The organism is Nocardia harenae NBRC 108248 (assembly GCF_001612885.1).
GTDB lineage: Bacteria > Actinomycetota > Actinomycetes > Mycobacteriales > Mycobacteriaceae > Nocardia > Nocardia harenae.
In genome coordinates this window covers 417,662-432,059 of record NZ_BDBH01000005.1, presented here as the reverse complement: position 1 = coordinate 432,059, position 14,398 = coordinate 417,662, and the positions used below count along the sequence as shown (strand labels likewise).

Sequence of the window (14,398 nt, the reverse complement as noted above, 5' to 3'; positions counted from 1 at the left end):
ACCATTCACCCGGAGGTGGGGTCGGGTACGTGTGCGGTGCCCCGCCGCGACGAGATCCGGTACGACCGGGCCGGTCTCCGCTGCGCGGCCGGCGCGAGCCCGAAGTGGTCTTCCGAACCTTCCGCGAATTGGCCCTTCGATAATGCCACCTACCGGCGCACGCTGGAACCATGACCGAACGTGCCCCGCTCGCCCCGACCCCGCGCACCCGGCTCACCCGCAGCCGGGAGCGCGGCCGCACCGACCGCGCCGAGCTCGACGCCCTGCTCGACGCGGGCGCGCTCTGCCACCTCGGCGTCGTGCTCGACGGCGCCCCGCTGGTGGTGCCGACCGTCTACGGCCGCGACGGCGACACCCTCTACCTGCACGGCTCCACCGGCTCCGGGAACATCCGGGCCGCGCTCACCGGCGATGTCTGCGTGAGCGTCACCCAGGTGGACGGCATCGTCTACGCGCGCTCGGCCATGCACTTCTCGATGAACTTCCGCTCCGCGGTGATCCACGGCAGGCCGGAGCGGCTCACCGATGCCGAGCGGCGGCTGCACGCGCTGCGAGTGATCGTCGAGCACACCGCCCCCGGCTCCTGGGCGCGGGTGCGGCCGCCGAATGCCAGGGAGCTGGCGGCGACGCTGGTGCTCGCGCTCGACCTCACCGAGGCCTCGGTCAAGGTGCGCACCGGCGGGCCGGTGGACGATGCCGACGATATCGCGGCCGGTGGGGTCTGGGCCGGGGTGCTTCCGCTGCGTCAGGTCTTCGACCCGCCCATCTCCTCGGCCGACCTCGAACCCGGCGTCGGCGTGCCGGATTCGGTGCTCGGCCGGGCGGCCGTCACCACGGTGTGAGCGGCAGCCCGAAGGGTTCGGCGGCGCGCAGCAGCGCGGCGCGCAGCTCGGCGCGGGTGCGCTCGGGCTCCAGGCCGACCAGGGCCAGGGTGTACTCGCCGCCGAGGTGGCAGAGGTAGCCGGAGAGGCGGGTGCGCGGCAGCCGGTCCGGGCGCAGGCCGGGGTGGATGGCGCGGGCCGCCATGCCGGTGCAGCGGCTCGGGCCGAGTGCGCCGATGGAGTCGGGGAGCGGGCCGATATTCGAGCAGAGGATGTCGCGCTCGCCCGCGCCCGCGGCGAGGGTGTGGGCCAGGCGGTCCGGGAGTACCTGGAGGATCTGCTCCGGGATTCCGGCCGGGCCGGTCATGCGGTACTCGTAGGCGGCGCGAGCCTTTTCGCGCAGGTCGGCGGGGGTGTCGGTGCGGGTGATGCGGATGGCGGTCATCGCGAGGTCGTTGTCGACGCGCGGCTCGGCCCTGGTGTCGACCGGGAGGCTCGCGGTGAGTTCGGCCCGGTGGTGGCCGAGCTCCCAGAGGGTGTGCGCGACCAGCGCCACGAAGAGGCTGTTGGGGGTGCCCTTGTGCTCCTCGGCGATGGAATCCCAGGTGGCCAGGGGGGACTGGGCGACCAGGGTGACGGTCGCGGTGGCGTCCGGCGGGACCGGGGCGGTGCGGAGCCGCGGTCCGCGGTCCGCGGGGAGGGCACGGCGCGGGGCGGGGCGCTGCGCCGCCGCGGCCGGTGTGCGCGCCGCCCCTGGCGAGCCGGGACCGCTGCCGCCGAGCGGCTCCGGCGCGCCCGTGACCCGTGGACCGGCGGCGTTCGGCACCGCTGCCACGGGGCGCGGCAGTGCGGCGGCGGTCAGCGGTCCAGTGCCGTTCGCGCGGCGCGCGGCTCCGGAACGCTCGGAAATACCGCGCCGCAACCACTCCGATCCCGCCCGCGCGGTCCCCCGGAGCACCACACCCCACACCCGCCGGGCATCCCCCCAATCACCCCGCGCGTCCAGCGGAAGCACCTCCGCCGCACCCCCGACGCCGCGCAGCGCGCGATCCGCGGCGAGCACGAGCGCCCGCCCATCGGCCAGCACATGCGAGCAGGTCAGCGACACCACCGCGCCGCCGTCGGCGAGCGGCGCGTAGGCCAGCCGCCACCCCGGCCCGCGCGACGGGTCCAGCTCGGCGCCGCGGGCATCGGCCCAATCCAGCAGCTCGGCAACGGGAATCACCCCGTAGAGCGTCAGCGGCAACCCCCGCACATTCCGCACCCACCCCCGCCGCGCCCCTGGCACCGAGGCACTGCGCACCCGCCGCCCGAGCTCCCCGGTCCGCAACCCCTCGTGCAGCGCCCACAGCACCCCGACCGGCACCCGCTCGGCGGTCCGCCAGACACCCTGCAGCACGATCGGCGTCCCCATCCCCCGATGCGTGCGCAGAAAGATCTCGTCGACGACGCTCAGCCGAGCCGTCACGACGAAGCGGCCCCGTGCCTCCCGGCCCCGGCAGCGAAGCGCCGCGCCCCTTCCAGCGCACCACCCGCGAGCGCCCGCAGCCCGTGGTGGTACTCGGCGCGCAGCGCGGCGGCCTCGTCCAGCCCCTCCTGCTCCAGCACCGACATGCGGTCCGAGCGCAGGCACTCCTGCGGCAGCCCGGCCAGCTCCCGCGCGAGCTCCTCGGCGGCGGCCCGCGCCTGCCCGGCGGGCACCACCCGGTTCGCCAGCCCGATGGCCAGCGCCTCGGCGGCATCCACGGCCCGCCCGGTGAGGATCAGCTCCATGGCCCGCCCCTGGCCGACGATGCGCGGCAGCCGCACGGTGCCGCCGTCGATGAGCGGGACACCCCAGCGTCGGCAGAACACGCCGAAGGTGCTGTCCTCCTCGGCGATTCGCAGGTCGCACCAGAGCGCCAGCTCCAGCCCGCCCGCCACCGCGTACCCGGAGACGGCGGCGATCACCGGCTTGCTCAGCACCATCCGGGTCGGCCCCATCGGCCCGTCGCCGTCCTCGGTGACGACATTCGAGCGCTCGGTGCCGAGCCCCTTCAGGTCGGCACCCGCGCAGAAGGTGCCATTCGCGCCCCAGAGCACCGCGACGGCCGCCCCCTCGTCCGCGTCGAACTCGCGGAAGGCCGCGCCGAGCGCGGCGGCGGTGGGGCCGTCCACCGCATTGCGCGCCTCGGGGCGATCCAGGATCACCGTGGTCACGGGGCCGGAGCGTTCTACCCGCACAGCGTTCACGGCTCGACCCTACCCCTTGCGCGAAGAAGTGAATAGATGCTTCACTTCTTGCGTGGCGTACCGCAGAACCCCCGCCGTGCAGGCCAGGCTGGATGCGCAGACGGGGCTGATCACGCAGGCCGCCGCGCGGGTACTCGCCCGCGACGGCTTCGCCGGGCTGTCCATGGCCGCGGTGGCCGCCGAGGCCGAGATCGCCACCGGCACCGTCTACAAGCACTACGCGGGCAAGGCCGAGCTGGTGCGGGCCGTTTTCCGCACGGTGGTCACGCACGAGGTGGCGGCGGTGCGCTCGGCCGCGAACGCCGCCGAGAGCTCGGCGGCGGAGCTGGTCTCGGCCGCCGTCCGCACCTTCGCGGGTCGCGCCCTGCGCAACCCCAAACTGGCCTATGTGCTGCTCGCGGAGCCGGTCGACGCCGCCGTCGACGCCGAGCGGCTGCACTTCCGGCGCGCCTTCGCCGAGACCTTCGAGGGCGCGGTCGCGGCGGGCATCGCCCGCGGCGAGCTGCCGCCGCAGCGGCCCGCGGTGACCGCGGCGGCGCTGGTGGGCGCGATCGGCGAGGTCCTCGTCGGTCCGCTCGCCGCCGAACCCGCCGACCCCGCCGTCATCGACGACCTGGTGGCCTTCGCGCTGCGCGCGCTCGGCCTCCACTGAGAGGAGCGACCATGCACACCCACGACGTCTTCAACCAGGTGCCCGACATCGTCCCCTTCGACGTCGCGCGCAACCCGGCGCTGCTGGAGGGGCTGCACCGGGAGGGCGCGGGCTGGGCCGAGCCCGAGGTCCGCGCGCTCGGGCTGCGGGCGGGCGGCGCCGAGGCGCAGGAGTGGGGCAGGCTCGCCAACGAGTACCCGCCGGTGCTGCGCACGCACGACCGCTACGGCAACCGCATCGACGAGGTCGAGTTCCACCCGGCCTGGCACGAGCTCATGGCGGTCGCGGTCGAGCACGGGCTGCACGGCTCGCCCTGGCTGGACGACCGGCCGGGCGCGCACGTCGCGCGGGCCGCCAAGTTCTACACCTGGGGCGCCGCCGACGCGGGCCACATGTGCCCGATCTCCATGACCTACGCCGTGATCCCCGCGCTCCGGCACAACCCCGAGCTCGCCGCCCGCTTCGAGCCGCTGCTCGGCTCGCGCAGCTACGACTTCGGGCTGCGCGAGCCGTCCACCAAGACCGGGCTGATCGCGGGCATGTCCATGACCGAGAAGCAGGGCGGCTCGGACGTGCGCGCCAACACCACCACCGCCACCCCGCAGCCGGACGGCGCGTACCGGATCGTCGGGCACAAGTGGTTCACCTCCGCGCCCATGTCGGACATGTTCCTCACCCTGGCCCAGGCGCCGGGCGGGCTCTCCTGCTTCCTGCTGCCCCGCGTGCTGCCGGACGGCACCCGCAACCCGATCCGGATCCAGCGGCTCAAGGACAAGCTCGGCAACAAGTCCAACGCGTCGTCGGAGATCGAGTACGAGAACGCCACCGGCTGGCTCGTCGGCGCCGAGGGCGCGGGCGTGAAGACCATCATCGAGATGGTCAACATGACCAGGCTGGACTGCGTGATCGGCTCCGCCACCGGGATGCGCGTCGGCGCCGTGCACGCCGTGCACCACGCCAGGCACCGGCAGACCTTCGGCAAGCCGCTGCTCGACCACCCCGCCATGCGCAATGTCCTCGCCGACCTGGTGATCGAGTCCGACGCCGCCGCCACCGTCATGATGCGGCTGGCAGGAGCCACCGACCGGGCGGGCGCCGACCCCGCCGAGGCCGCGCTGCGCCGCATCGCGCTCGCCATCACCAAGTACTGGGTCTGCAAGCGCGCCCCCGCGCACGCCGCCGAGGCGCTGGAGTGCCTGGGCGGTAACGGCTACGCGGAGGAGTCCGGAATGCCGCGGCTCTACCGCGAGGCACCGCTCATGTCCATCTGGGAGGGGTCGGGCAATGTCGCCGCCCTCGACGCCCTGCGCGCCATGGCCCGCCAGCCCGAGTCGGTCGAGGCCTACTTCGCCGAGGTCTCGCTCGCCCGCGGCGCCGACCCGCGCCTCGACGACGCCATCGACCGCGTCGGCAAGGAACTCACCGACCTCTCCGACATCGAGTACCGCGCCCGCCGCGTCATCGAGCTCATGGCCCTGGTCCTGCAGGGCGCCCAGCTGGTCCGCCACGGCCACTCCGCCGTCGCCGACGCCTTCTGCGCCACCCGGCTCAGCGGTGACTGGGGTATCGCCTTCGGCACCCTTCCGGTCGGCGTGGACACGCACTCCATCGTCGAGCGGGCGTTCGTCGACTGACGGGTCCGCAGCCGACGTGCCGCGATTCCCTACCGTGGAGCCGGATCGTGCCGAGCGCCGGGACCCGGTGCTCGAGCAACTCGTCCGCCGGGTGCGGGCCCGCGCCGAGCGGACGGATCAGCGCGTCCTGCTCGGCATCACCGGCCCGCCCGGCACCGGCAAATCCACCCTGGCCGAAGGGCTGCGCGCAGCCCTCGCGCCGGACGCGGAGATCGCGCCCATGGACGGGTACCACCTGCCGAACGCGGTGCTCGACGAGCGTGGAGCGCGGGAGCGGAAAGGGGAGCCCGACACCTTCGACGTCGCCGGATTCGTGGCGAATCTCCGGGTGCTGCGACACGAGAAGACCGTCCCCTGGCCGACGTTCGACAGAAGTACCGACGAGCCGACGCCCGCCGGCGTCACCTTCACGACGCAGCGCATCGCCCTTGTCGAGGGGAACTACCTGCTGACCTGGGCGGAGGTCGGCCCGCTCCTGGACGAGATCTGGTACCTCGACGCCCCGCGCGACCTGCTCGCGCAACGGCTCATCGACCGCCATCGGCAGGGCGGGCGCGATGAGGAGGCGGCGCGAAGAAAGGTGTACGAGAGCGACCTGCGGAATGCGGAGCTGATCGCCGAGACCAGAGACCGAGCCGACCTCGTCCTGCGTCCACCCGGCGTGGATCCCGCCCCCACCCCCGGATCCACCCCATGATGAACCGATGCGCCCGCACGACTCGCACGGCATCCGCGTGCTCCGCAACGGCACCGCGGTGCTCTGCGCCCTGCTCATCTACTACGGCATCCCGCTCGAGCTGAACCTCGCCGGCCGAGCACTCGGCAGCATCGTCTTCCTGGTGGCCTTCGCCGGCCTCACCCGGCTCATCGACCGCCACGTCCGCCGCCTCACCGCGGCCCCGAGGCAGGCGGGCAGGCAGGTGGACGGGATCCTGCTGCTGCTCACCGTGACGATCGTGTTCTTCGCGCTCACCTACTACCTGCTGGCGCGGAACGACCCCGCCCAGTTCGACGGGCTGGAGACGCGCACCGACGCGCTGTACTACACGATCGTCACGCTGGGCACGGTCGGCTACGGCGACGTGCGCGCCACCGGTCAGGCGGCGCGCATCGTCACCATGCTGCAGATCGTGTTCGACCTGGTGGTGGTCGGCGTGCTGCTCGCCGTCGCCACCGGGACGATCACCCGCGGGCTGCGCGATACCAGCGAATGAGCGCGTCGGTGGAGGAGTCGTCCTGCGGCTCCGGCTCCTCGGCGGCGGTGAGCAGCGGCTCCAGCGCGAGCGCCTGCTGCTTGCCCAGCTCGACGCCCCACTGGTCGAAGCTGTCGATGCCCCAGATCACGCCCTGCACGAAGACGATGTGCTCGTACAGCGCGATCAGCTGCCCCACCACCGACGGGGCGAGTACCGGAGCCAGGATGGTGGTGGTCGGCCGGTTGCCCGGCATGACCTTGTGCGGCACCAGCGCGGGATCGGTGCCCTCGGCGGCGATCTCCTCGGCGGTCTTGCCGAAGGCGAGCACCTTGGTCTGCGCGAAGAGATTGCTCATGAGCAGGTCGTGCATGCTGCCGGTGCCGTCCCTGGTCGGCAGGTCGTCGGTGGGGGCGGCGAAGCCGATGAAGTCGGCGGGGATCAGCCGGGTGCCCTGGTGCAGCAGCTGGTAGAAGGCGTGCTGGCCATTGGTGCCCGGCTCGCCCCAGAAGATCTCGCCGGTGGAGGCGCGCACGGGGGTGCCGTCGGCCCGCACCGATTTGCCGTTCGACTCCATGGTGAGCTGCTGCAGGTACGCCGGGAAGCGGTCGAGGTCGTTCGAGTACGGCAGCACCGCGCGGGATTCCGCGCCGAAGAAGTTCGAGTACCAGACCCCGAGCAGCCCGAGCAGGACCGGCGCGTTGGCCTCGAGGGGGGCGGTGGCGAAGTGCTGATCCACCGCGTGCATCCCGGCCAGGAACTCGGCGAAGCGCTCCTTGCCGACGGTCGCCATGACCGAGAGCCCGATGGCGGAGTCGACCGAGTAGCGCCCGCCCACCCAATCCCAGAAGCCGAACATGTTCGCGGTGTCGATGCCGAACTCGGCCACCCGCTCGGCATTGGTGGAGACCGCGACGAAGTGCTTGGCCACCGCGTCCTCGCCGAGCGCGGCGGTGAGCCAGCGCCGCGCCGCGGTGGCGTTGGTCAGCGTCTCCAGCGTGGAGAAGGTCTTGGAGGCGATGACGAAGAGCGTGTGCGCCGGGTTGAGCCCGGTGAGCTTGGCGACCAGGTCGGCGGGGTCCACATTGGAGACGAAGCGGGCGTCGATCCCGGCGTCCGCGTAGTGCCGCAGCGCCCGGTGCACCATGACCGGACCCAGGTCGGAGCCGCCGATCCCGATGTTGACCACGGTGTGGATGCGCTCGCCGGTGGCGCCGCGCCACTCCCCGGAGCGCACCGCGTCGGTGAACTCGCCCATCCGCCGCAGCACGTCGTGCACCTCGGCGGTGGCGTCCGCGCCGTCGATGGTGAGCGGCTCGCCTGCGGTGGCGCGCAGCGCGATGTGCCCGACCGCGCGGTCCTCGCTGGTGTTGATGTGGTCACCGCGGAACATGGCGTCCCGGTGCCCCTCGACGTCCGCCTCGCGCGCCAGTTCGGCGAGTAGCGCGAGGGTTTCGCGGGTGACGCGGTGCTTGCTGTAGTCGATGCGCAGATCGCCGACCTCGACGACGAGTTCGCGCCCGCGCTCCGCATCCTCGGCGAAGAACTCGCGCAGGTGGGTCCCCCCGACGCTCCCGTGGTGATCGTGCAGTTTCCGCCATGCCGCCGACGCGGTGATGTCGCTGCTCACGTCCACCGACATTACAGCGCGGGCGCCGCAGGCGGGGCGGCCGGTGACGCAGTCGCGGCCGGCACCAACCCCGCCGGCGGTGCCCTGCGCCGCCGGTCCGCGGTAACCCGCTGCTCCGCGGCAGGCTGTGCGGCCGGGAGCGGACCGCCCGGTAACCGCGCCCGAGGTCGATAGGCTGGCGGCATGGCCTCCGAACACGAAGTTCTCGAATCCGTTCCGACGTCGCTGTGGATCGGCGGCGCGGCCGATCCCGTCGAGGGCGGCACCTTCGCCGTGCACAACCCGGCGACCGGTGACGTGCTGCTGGAGATCGCCGACGCCGGCCCGCGCGACGCCGTCAGGGCGCTCGACGCCGCGGTCGCCGTGCAGGCCGAGTGGGCCGCGACGCCGTCCCGCGAGCGCGGCGAGATCCTGCGCGCCGTCTTCGAGGCGATCACCGCCCGCAGCGAGGAGTTCGCGCTGCTCATGACGCTGGAGATGGGCAAGGCGCTGCCGGAGAGCCGCAACGAGGTGCGGTACGGCGCCGAGTTCTTCCGCTGGTTCGCCGAGGAGGCGGTGCGGGTGCACGGCCGCTACCAGCACTCGCCGCTCGGCACCGGCCGGATCCTGGTGCACAAGCAGCCGGTCGGGCCCTGTCTGGCCATCACCCCGTGGAACTTCCCGCTCGCCATGGGCACCCGCAAGATCGGCCCCGCGCTCGCCGCGGGCTGCACCATGCTGGTCAAGCCCGCCTCGGCGACCCCGCTCACCATGCTGCTGCTGGCCAAGCTGTGCAGCGAGGCCGGGCTGCCGGACGGCGTGCTCTCGGTGATTCCGTCCAGCCGCTCGGCCGCGGTCACCAAGCCGCTGCTTGCGGATTCCCGGCTGCGCAAGCTGACCTTCACCGGCTCCACCGAGGTGGGGCGCACGCTGGTCGAGCAGGCCGCGCCCGGGCTCCTGCGCACCTCCATGGAGCTGGGCGGCAATGCCCCCTTCGTGGTCTTCGACGACGCCGATATCGATGCCGCGGTGCAGGGCGCCATGCTGGCCAAGCTGCGCAACGGCGGCGAGGCGTGCACCGCCGCCAACCGCTTCCACGTGCAGGCCGGGGTGGCCGAGGAGTTCACCGCCAAATTCGCCGAGGCCATGAAGTCCGTGGTGCTCGGGCCGGGCACCGATCCGGAGACCACGCTCGGCCCGCTGGTCAGCGAGGATCAGCTGAACACCGTCGCCGAGCTGGTGGAGGACGCGGTCGCCAAGGGCGCGCAGGTCAGGATCGGCGGCGAGCGGCCGCAGGGGACCGGCTGGTACTACCCCGCCACGGTCCTCGCCGACCTGCCCGCGGACGCCCGCATCCTGCGCGAGGAGGTCTTCGGCCCGGTGGCGCCGGTGGTCACCTTCGAGACCGAGGAGCAGGGGCTGGCCGCCGCCAACGACACCGAGTTCGGGCTGGTCGCCTACGTCTACACCCGGGATCTGGAGCGCGCGCTGCGGATCGCCGAGGGGCTGGAGAGCGGGATGGTCGGGATCAACCGCGGCGTGATCTCCGATACCGCGGCGCCCTTCGGCGGGGTCAAGGCGTCGGGCTTCGGGCGTGAGGGCGGCAGCGAGGGCATCGAGGAGTACCTCTCCACCAAGTACATCGCGCTCACCTGAGCCCGGACGCGCGACAGCCGCCCCGGTCCGAGGAGATCCGGGGCGGCTGTCGCGGGTGGAAGCTCAGTGGCCGAGACGTCCGCGGCCGAGGCGAAGCAGCAGCATGGCGAGGGTGTGCCCCTCCTGCCCGAGCTCACTGAAGCGCTCGAGCACCTTCATCTCCCGGCTGTGCACCAGGCGCGGCCCGCCGGAGGCCATCCGGGTCCGGCCGATCACCCGGGAGATCTCGCTGCGCCGTTTGATGGCGGCGAGGATTTCCGCGTCCAGCCGATCGATCTCCTTGCGGAGCTTCTCGATCTCGGCCTCGCTCTGCGGGAGAGCGTCCGACCCGGGGGACGGCGCGGAATTCGACCCGGCGGTGGTGGCAGGGGTGCTCATCATTCATCTCCTCGTGTCAGAACGTGGATCGGTCGTCATCCCCTGGTCGTTACCGATCGGTTCTTTCACTCTGAAACAGAACCTGGTGGACCTTGATTCTCCCCCCGCTAGGTCACACGTGGATCAGGATCCGCGGAAAGGGTGGCCTGCGGACAACCGGAACTCCGGGCTGCGGGTCGGGTTGCTGATCACCCGGCCAGTCTGCCACACCACCGACGGCGGGGCCGGTGGGCGGCGACCGCCCCGGTCCGGGCTCGGTTCTGTCGGTGCGCGCCGGTAGCGTGGATGGGCAATGGACATCACGGTGGCGCAGGACGAAACGAACGGCACTCGAACGGCTCCGGCTCCGGCGAAGCGGGTCGCGCTCACCGCGCAGGCGCCGCTGAGCCAGGACGAGCGCGAGCAGTTGCGGGTCGAGCGCGAGCGTAAGCGCGCGGACGAGGCCGAGCACCTGCTCGACGGGCTGAATCCGCAGCAGCGCGCCGCCGTGGTGCACGCGGGGGCGCCGCTGCTCATCGTGGCCGGCGCTGGGTCGGGCAAGACCGCGGTGCTCACCCGCCGGATCGCCTACCTGCTCGCCGCCCGCGGCGCGCACACCGGGCAGATCCTGGCCATCACCTTCACCAATAAGGCCGCCGCCGAGATGCGCGAGCGGGTGGCCGGGTTGGTCGGGCCGCGGGCGCAGAGCATGTGGGTCTCCACCTTCCACTCCAGCTGCGTGCGGATCCTGCGCATGCAGGCCGCGCTGCTGCCCGGCATGAACTCCAACTTCTCCATCTACGACGCGGACGATTCGCGCAGGCTGCTCACCATGATCAGCCGGGATCTGGAGATCGACGTCAAGAAGTACTCGGCCCGGCTGCTCGCCACCGCCATCTCGAACCTGAAGAACGAGCTGATCGGCCCGGCGCAGGCGGTGCTCGACGCGGAGTCCGACGAGTCCGAGCTGCCCGCCCTGGTCGCCAAGGTCTACACCGAGTACCAGCGCAGGCTGCGCGCGGCGAACGCGCTCGATTTCGACGACCTGATCGGCGAGACCGTCGCCATCCTGCAGAACCACCCCGAGGTGGCCGAGTACTACCGCCGCCGCTTCCGGCACGTCCTCGTCGACGAGTACCAGGACACCAACCACGCGCAGTACGTGCTGGTGCGCGAGCTGGTCGGGCACGCGGCGGCCGCGCCCGAGCGCGGGCCCGACGGCCGCGAGCTGCACAGCGAGGTGCCGCCGAGCGAGCTCTGCGTGGTCGGCGACGCGGACCAGTCCATCTACGCCTTCCGCGGCGCCACCATCCGCAATATCGAGGAGTTCGAGCGCGACTTCCCGGACGCCGAGACCATCCTGCTGGAGCAGAACTACCGCTCCACCCAGCACATCCTCTCCGCGGCGAACGCGGTGATCGCGCGGAACGAGAACCGGCGCGAGAAGAAGCTCTGGACCGATTCCGGCGAGGGCGACCTGATCGTCGGCTACGTCGCGGACAACGAGCACGACGAGGCGTCCTTCGTCGCCAGGGAGATCGACCGGCTGGTCGACGCGGGCGACGCCAACTACGGCGACGTCGCGGTCTTCTACCGCACCAACAACAACTCGCGCGCGCTGGAGGAGATCTTCATCCGCATGGGGCTGCCGTACAAGGTGGTCGGCGGCGTCCGGTTCTACGAGCGCAAGGAGGTGCGCGATATCGTCGCCTACCTGCGGGTGCTGGAGAACCCGGAGGACGCGGTGAGCATGCGCCGCATCCTGAACACCCCGCGCCGCGGCATCGGCGACCGGGCCGAGGCCTGCGTCGCGGTGCACGCCGAGCAGCGCGGCCTCGGCTTCGGGGCGGCGCTGCGGGACGCGGCGGAGGGCAAGGTCGCGCTGCTCAACACCAGGGCCCAGCGCGCCATCGCCGGCTTCCTCGACCTGCTGGACGAGGTGCGCGTGCTCGGCGCCCAGCCCGACGCCGCCTACTTCGACGTCGGCACCGTGGTCGACGCGGTGCTGGACCGCACCGGCTACCGCCGCGAGCTGGAGGCTTCGGACGACCCGCAGGACGGCGCCCGGCTGGACAATCTGAACGAGCTGGTCAGCGTCGCCAGGGAATTCAGCTCGGAGGCGCACAACAATGCCGAGGCCGCGGCGGCCGAGGGGCTGGTGCCGGAGGCCGAGGAGGGCGAGCCCGACCCCGGCTCGCTGGCGGCCTTCCTGGAGCGGGTCTCGCTGGTCGCCGATACCGACCAGATCCCGGACGAGGGCACCGGCGTGGTCACCATGATGACCCTGCACACCGCGAAGGGGCTGGAGTTCCCCGTGGTCTTCGTGACCGGCTGGGAGGACGGCCAGTTCCCGCACATGCGGGCGCTCGGCGACCCGACCGAGCTGGCCGAGGAGCGCCGGCTCGCGTACGTCGGGATCACCAGGGCCAGGCAGCGGCTGTACCTGTCCCGCGCGGTGGTGCGCTCCGGCTGGGGGCAGCCGGTGAGCAACCCGGAATCCCGCTTCCTGCAGGAGATCCCGCAGCACCTCATCGACTGGCAGCGGCTGGAGCCGGTGAGCCAGACCGCGGGGCGCGGCCGCAGGCGCGGCGACGACGATGGCCTGGCCAGGGACTGGACCAGGGGGAGCGGCTGGGACGAGCGCCCCGGCGTGCGCGGCGGCCCGCGCAGGCCGGCGCCGGGCGGCGCCAAGCGGAACAACACCGACCTGGTGCTCGCGGTGGGCGATCGGGTGACCGACGACAAGTACGGCCTCGGCCGGGTGGTCGCCGCCGACGGCGTCGGCCCGCTGGCCACGGTGACCATCGATTTCGGCACCGCGGGCACCATCCGGCTCATCCCGCAGTTCAGCCGGACGCTGATGAAGCTCTGACCAGCTGCCTAGTCGCCCATCGGGCCGAGGCTGATGCCGCGGGTGGCGAGCCAGGGCTGCGGGTCGATCTTGTCCGAGCCGTTCAGCCAGACCTCGAAGTGCACGTGCGGGCCGGTGGAGAAGCCGCGGTTGCCCATGGTGGCGATCTGGTCGCCGGCCAGCACCCGCTCGCCCTGCGAGACGGTCGCGGTGTCGATGTGGCCGTACACGGTGACGGTGCCGTCGTCGTGCAGCAGCCGGACCCACATACCGAAGCCGGCGGCGGGCCCGGACTCGATCACGGTGCCGTCGGCGACCGCGTAGATCGGGGTGCCGATCGGCCCGGCGATATCCAGGCCGAGGTGCTGGACGCCCCAGCGGGCGCCGTAGCCGGAGGTGTAGGTGCCGGAGGTGAACTTGGCGAAGAGCGGGCGATATTTGGCGGATTCGGCCGCTGCCAGATCCTCCGCGTACTTGGCGCCCTTCTCCAGGATGTCGCTGAACTGGGTCAGCTCGACCGGCGCGGAGATGTTCAGCATCTGCGGTGATTCCGGCGAGGCGGCGGAGGGATCGGCGACGCTCATGGACTGCGCGGCGATCTCGTGCACCTGCCCGGCAGCCTCGTAGTCGACCGCCTGCGACGACTGCCCCGGGCTGGCCAGCGCGGCCTGCCCGGCGGCGACGACCGCGCCGGCCGCGACGGCGACGACCGCGGCCCTGCCCTTGAGCGATCCGGGAGGGGCGGGCAGGCGGTGCGCGCCGGTGCCCGCCTTGTGGCCCGCGCGCGAGCCGATGTAGCGCGGCTGCGGCCCGGCCTCCTCGGCCGGTTCGGCGGCGTCCCAGCGCTCGTCCGGGTTCCAGGGCTGCTCGGGGCTCCACTCCGGCTCGGAGTTCCACGCCTGCTCGGCGCCCCAGCGCTGCTCGTCGTAGCCGCCGTCCCAGCTCCGCTCGGAATCCCAGGCGGCGCCCTCGTGCCAATCGCCCGCGGCGGGCTGCTCGCCCCACGCCTGCTCGGCGCCCCAGCCGGGGGAGTCGTTCCAGGCCTGCTCGGCGCCCCAGCCCGGCGTGGCGGCCGGGCGGGCGGGCGAGCCGTCGTGCCACGCGGCGCCCTCGTCCCAGGCGCCCGCCTGGCCCCAGGATTGCGCGTCGGTCCAGCTCGCGTCGTGATCGCGGGAGCCTGCCGGGCGGCCGTCGGTGCCCGGCCAGTGGCCGGGGGTGCCGTCGTGCGGCAGGCAGTGGCCGGTCTGGGCTTCGGGGGCGGCGGGCCGGAAGGGGAGCACGGCTGCCGTGGGTTCGGCGTCCCGGTAGCGGTGCAGCGAGCCGACCTGGCGGCGGCGCGGGCCGGCGAAGGCGTCGAACGAGAGCGCGTCGGTCATCGGAGGGACCGGCCGGA

The 14,398-nt window shown here is 72.9% G+C and carries 12 protein-coding genes; 7 read left to right on the top strand and 5 right to left on the bottom strand.

Features of this window, described 5'->3' with window-relative positions; all coding sequences use genetic code 11:
- Window positions 1-170: 170 nt before the first annotated feature.
- Window positions 171-842, top strand: coding sequence for a pyridoxamine 5'-phosphate oxidase family protein (locus NH2_RS13595; RefSeq protein ID WP_067653252.1), 672 nt, complete (start codon window positions 171-173; stop codon window positions 840-842).
- Here NH2_RS13595 and NH2_RS13590 read toward each other — a convergent pair.
- Both NH2_RS13590 and NH2_RS13585 read right to left on the bottom strand, forming a co-directional pair.
- Window positions 829-2,289 carry a hypothetical protein gene (locus NH2_RS13590; protein WP_157103755.1) on the bottom strand — a complete coding sequence of 487 codons (1,461 nt, stop codon included), beginning with the start codon at window positions 2,287-2,289 and terminating at the stop codon, window positions 829-831. The two genes, NH2_RS13595 and NH2_RS13590, sit on opposite strands and share 14 nt — an antisense overlap.
- Window positions 2,286-3,053 (bottom strand): crotonase/enoyl-CoA hydratase family protein, encoded by a 768-nt coding sequence (locus NH2_RS13585; RefSeq protein ID WP_245650555.1) that lies wholly within the window; start codon window positions 3,051-3,053, stop codon window positions 2,286-2,288. The genes NH2_RS13590 and NH2_RS13585 overlap by 4 nt, the downstream gene beginning before the upstream one ends.
- Window positions 3,054-3,105: 52 nt before the next feature.
- Here NH2_RS13585 and NH2_RS13580 point away from each other — a divergent pair, with 52 nt between their 5' ends.
- From NH2_RS13580 to NH2_RS13565, 4 genes are read left to right on the top strand one after another with little or no spacing between them, the layout of a single operon-like run.
- Window positions 3,106-3,705, top strand: a complete 600-nt coding sequence (locus NH2_RS13580) for a TetR/AcrR family transcriptional regulator (RefSeq protein ID WP_067653246.1) — start codon at window positions 3,106-3,108, stop codon at window positions 3,703-3,705.
- Between the two features lie 11 nt (window positions 3,706-3,716).
- Entirely contained in the window at window positions 3,717-5,339 is a 1,623-nt protein-coding gene (locus NH2_RS13575; protein WP_067653244.1) for an acyl-CoA dehydrogenase family protein, read from the top strand.
- 34 nt (window positions 5,340-5,373) lie between these two features.
- Complete coding sequence (locus tag NH2_RS13570; protein WP_245650554.1) at window positions 5,374-6,036, top strand: nucleoside/nucleotide kinase family protein; 663 nt, start codon at window positions 5,374-5,376, stop codon at window positions 6,034-6,036.
- Between the two features lie 7 nt (window positions 6,037-6,043).
- Window positions 6,044-6,553, top strand: coding sequence for a potassium channel family protein (locus NH2_RS13565; RefSeq protein ID WP_067653242.1), 510 nt, complete (start codon window positions 6,044-6,046; stop codon window positions 6,551-6,553).
- On the opposite strand, the gene pgi is transcribed toward NH2_RS13565, so the two are convergent.
- A complete protein-coding gene (pgi, locus tag NH2_RS13560) occupies window positions 6,522-8,162 on the bottom strand; it encodes a glucose-6-phosphate isomerase (RefSeq protein ID WP_067653620.1) in 1,641 nt (546 codons plus the stop codon). The genes NH2_RS13565 and pgi overlap by 32 nt on opposite strands.
- Before the next feature lie 183 nt (window positions 8,163-8,345).
- Here pgi and NH2_RS13555 point away from each other — a divergent pair, with 183 nt between their 5' ends.
- Window positions 8,346-9,797, top strand: coding sequence for an NAD-dependent succinate-semialdehyde dehydrogenase (locus NH2_RS13555; RefSeq protein ID WP_067653240.1), 1,452 nt, complete (start codon window positions 8,346-8,348; stop codon window positions 9,795-9,797).
- Window positions 9,798-9,860: 63 nt separating this feature from the next.
- Here the strand turns inward: NH2_RS13555 and NH2_RS13550 are convergent, their stop codons facing one another.
- Window positions 9,861-10,175 (bottom strand): chorismate mutase, encoded by a 315-nt coding sequence (locus tag NH2_RS13550; RefSeq protein WP_067653238.1) that lies wholly within the window; start codon window positions 10,173-10,175, stop codon window positions 9,861-9,863.
- Window positions 10,176-10,467: 292 nt separating this feature from the next.
- On the opposite strand from NH2_RS13550, the gene NH2_RS13545 reads away from it, so the two are divergent.
- A complete protein-coding gene (locus NH2_RS13545; protein WP_084505515.1) occupies window positions 10,468-13,026 on the top strand; it encodes a UvrD-helicase domain-containing protein in 2,559 nt (852 codons plus the stop codon).
- 8 nt (window positions 13,027-13,034) lie between these two features.
- On the opposite strand, the gene NH2_RS28175 is transcribed toward NH2_RS13545, so the two are convergent.
- Entirely contained in the window at window positions 13,035-14,381 is a 1,347-nt protein-coding gene (locus NH2_RS28175) for a M23 family metallopeptidase (protein WP_084505514.1), read from the bottom strand.
- Between the last annotated feature and the right edge of the window lie 17 nt (window positions 14,382-14,398).

Bases quoted from the DNA above. Each gene is read 5' to 3' on its own strand.
- NH2_RS13595 (WP_067653252.1), top strand. From the start codon at position 171: ATGACCGAACGTGCCCCGCTCGCCCCGACCCCGCGCACCCGGCTCACC.
- NH2_RS13575 (WP_067653244.1), top strand. From the start codon at position 3,717: ATGCACACCCACGACGTCTTCAACCAGGTGCCCGACATCGTCCCCTTC.
- NH2_RS13565 (WP_067653242.1), top strand. From the start codon at position 6,044: ATGCGCCCGCACGACTCGCACGGCATCCGCGTGCTCCGCAACGGCACC.
- NH2_RS13555 (WP_067653240.1), top strand. From the start codon at position 8,346: ATGGCCTCCGAACACGAAGTTCTCGAATCCGTTCCGACGTCGCTGTGG.
- NH2_RS13550 (WP_067653238.1), bottom strand. From the start codon at position 10,175: ATGAGCACCCCTGCCACCACCGCCGGGTCGAATTCCGCGCCGTCCCCC.
- NH2_RS13545 (WP_084505515.1), top strand. From the start codon at position 10,468: ATGGACATCACGGTGGCGCAGGACGAAACGAACGGCACTCGAACGGCT.
- NH2_RS28175 (WP_084505514.1), bottom strand. From the start codon at position 14,381: ATGACCGACGCGCTCTCGTTCGACGCCTTCGCCGGCCCGCGCCGCCGC.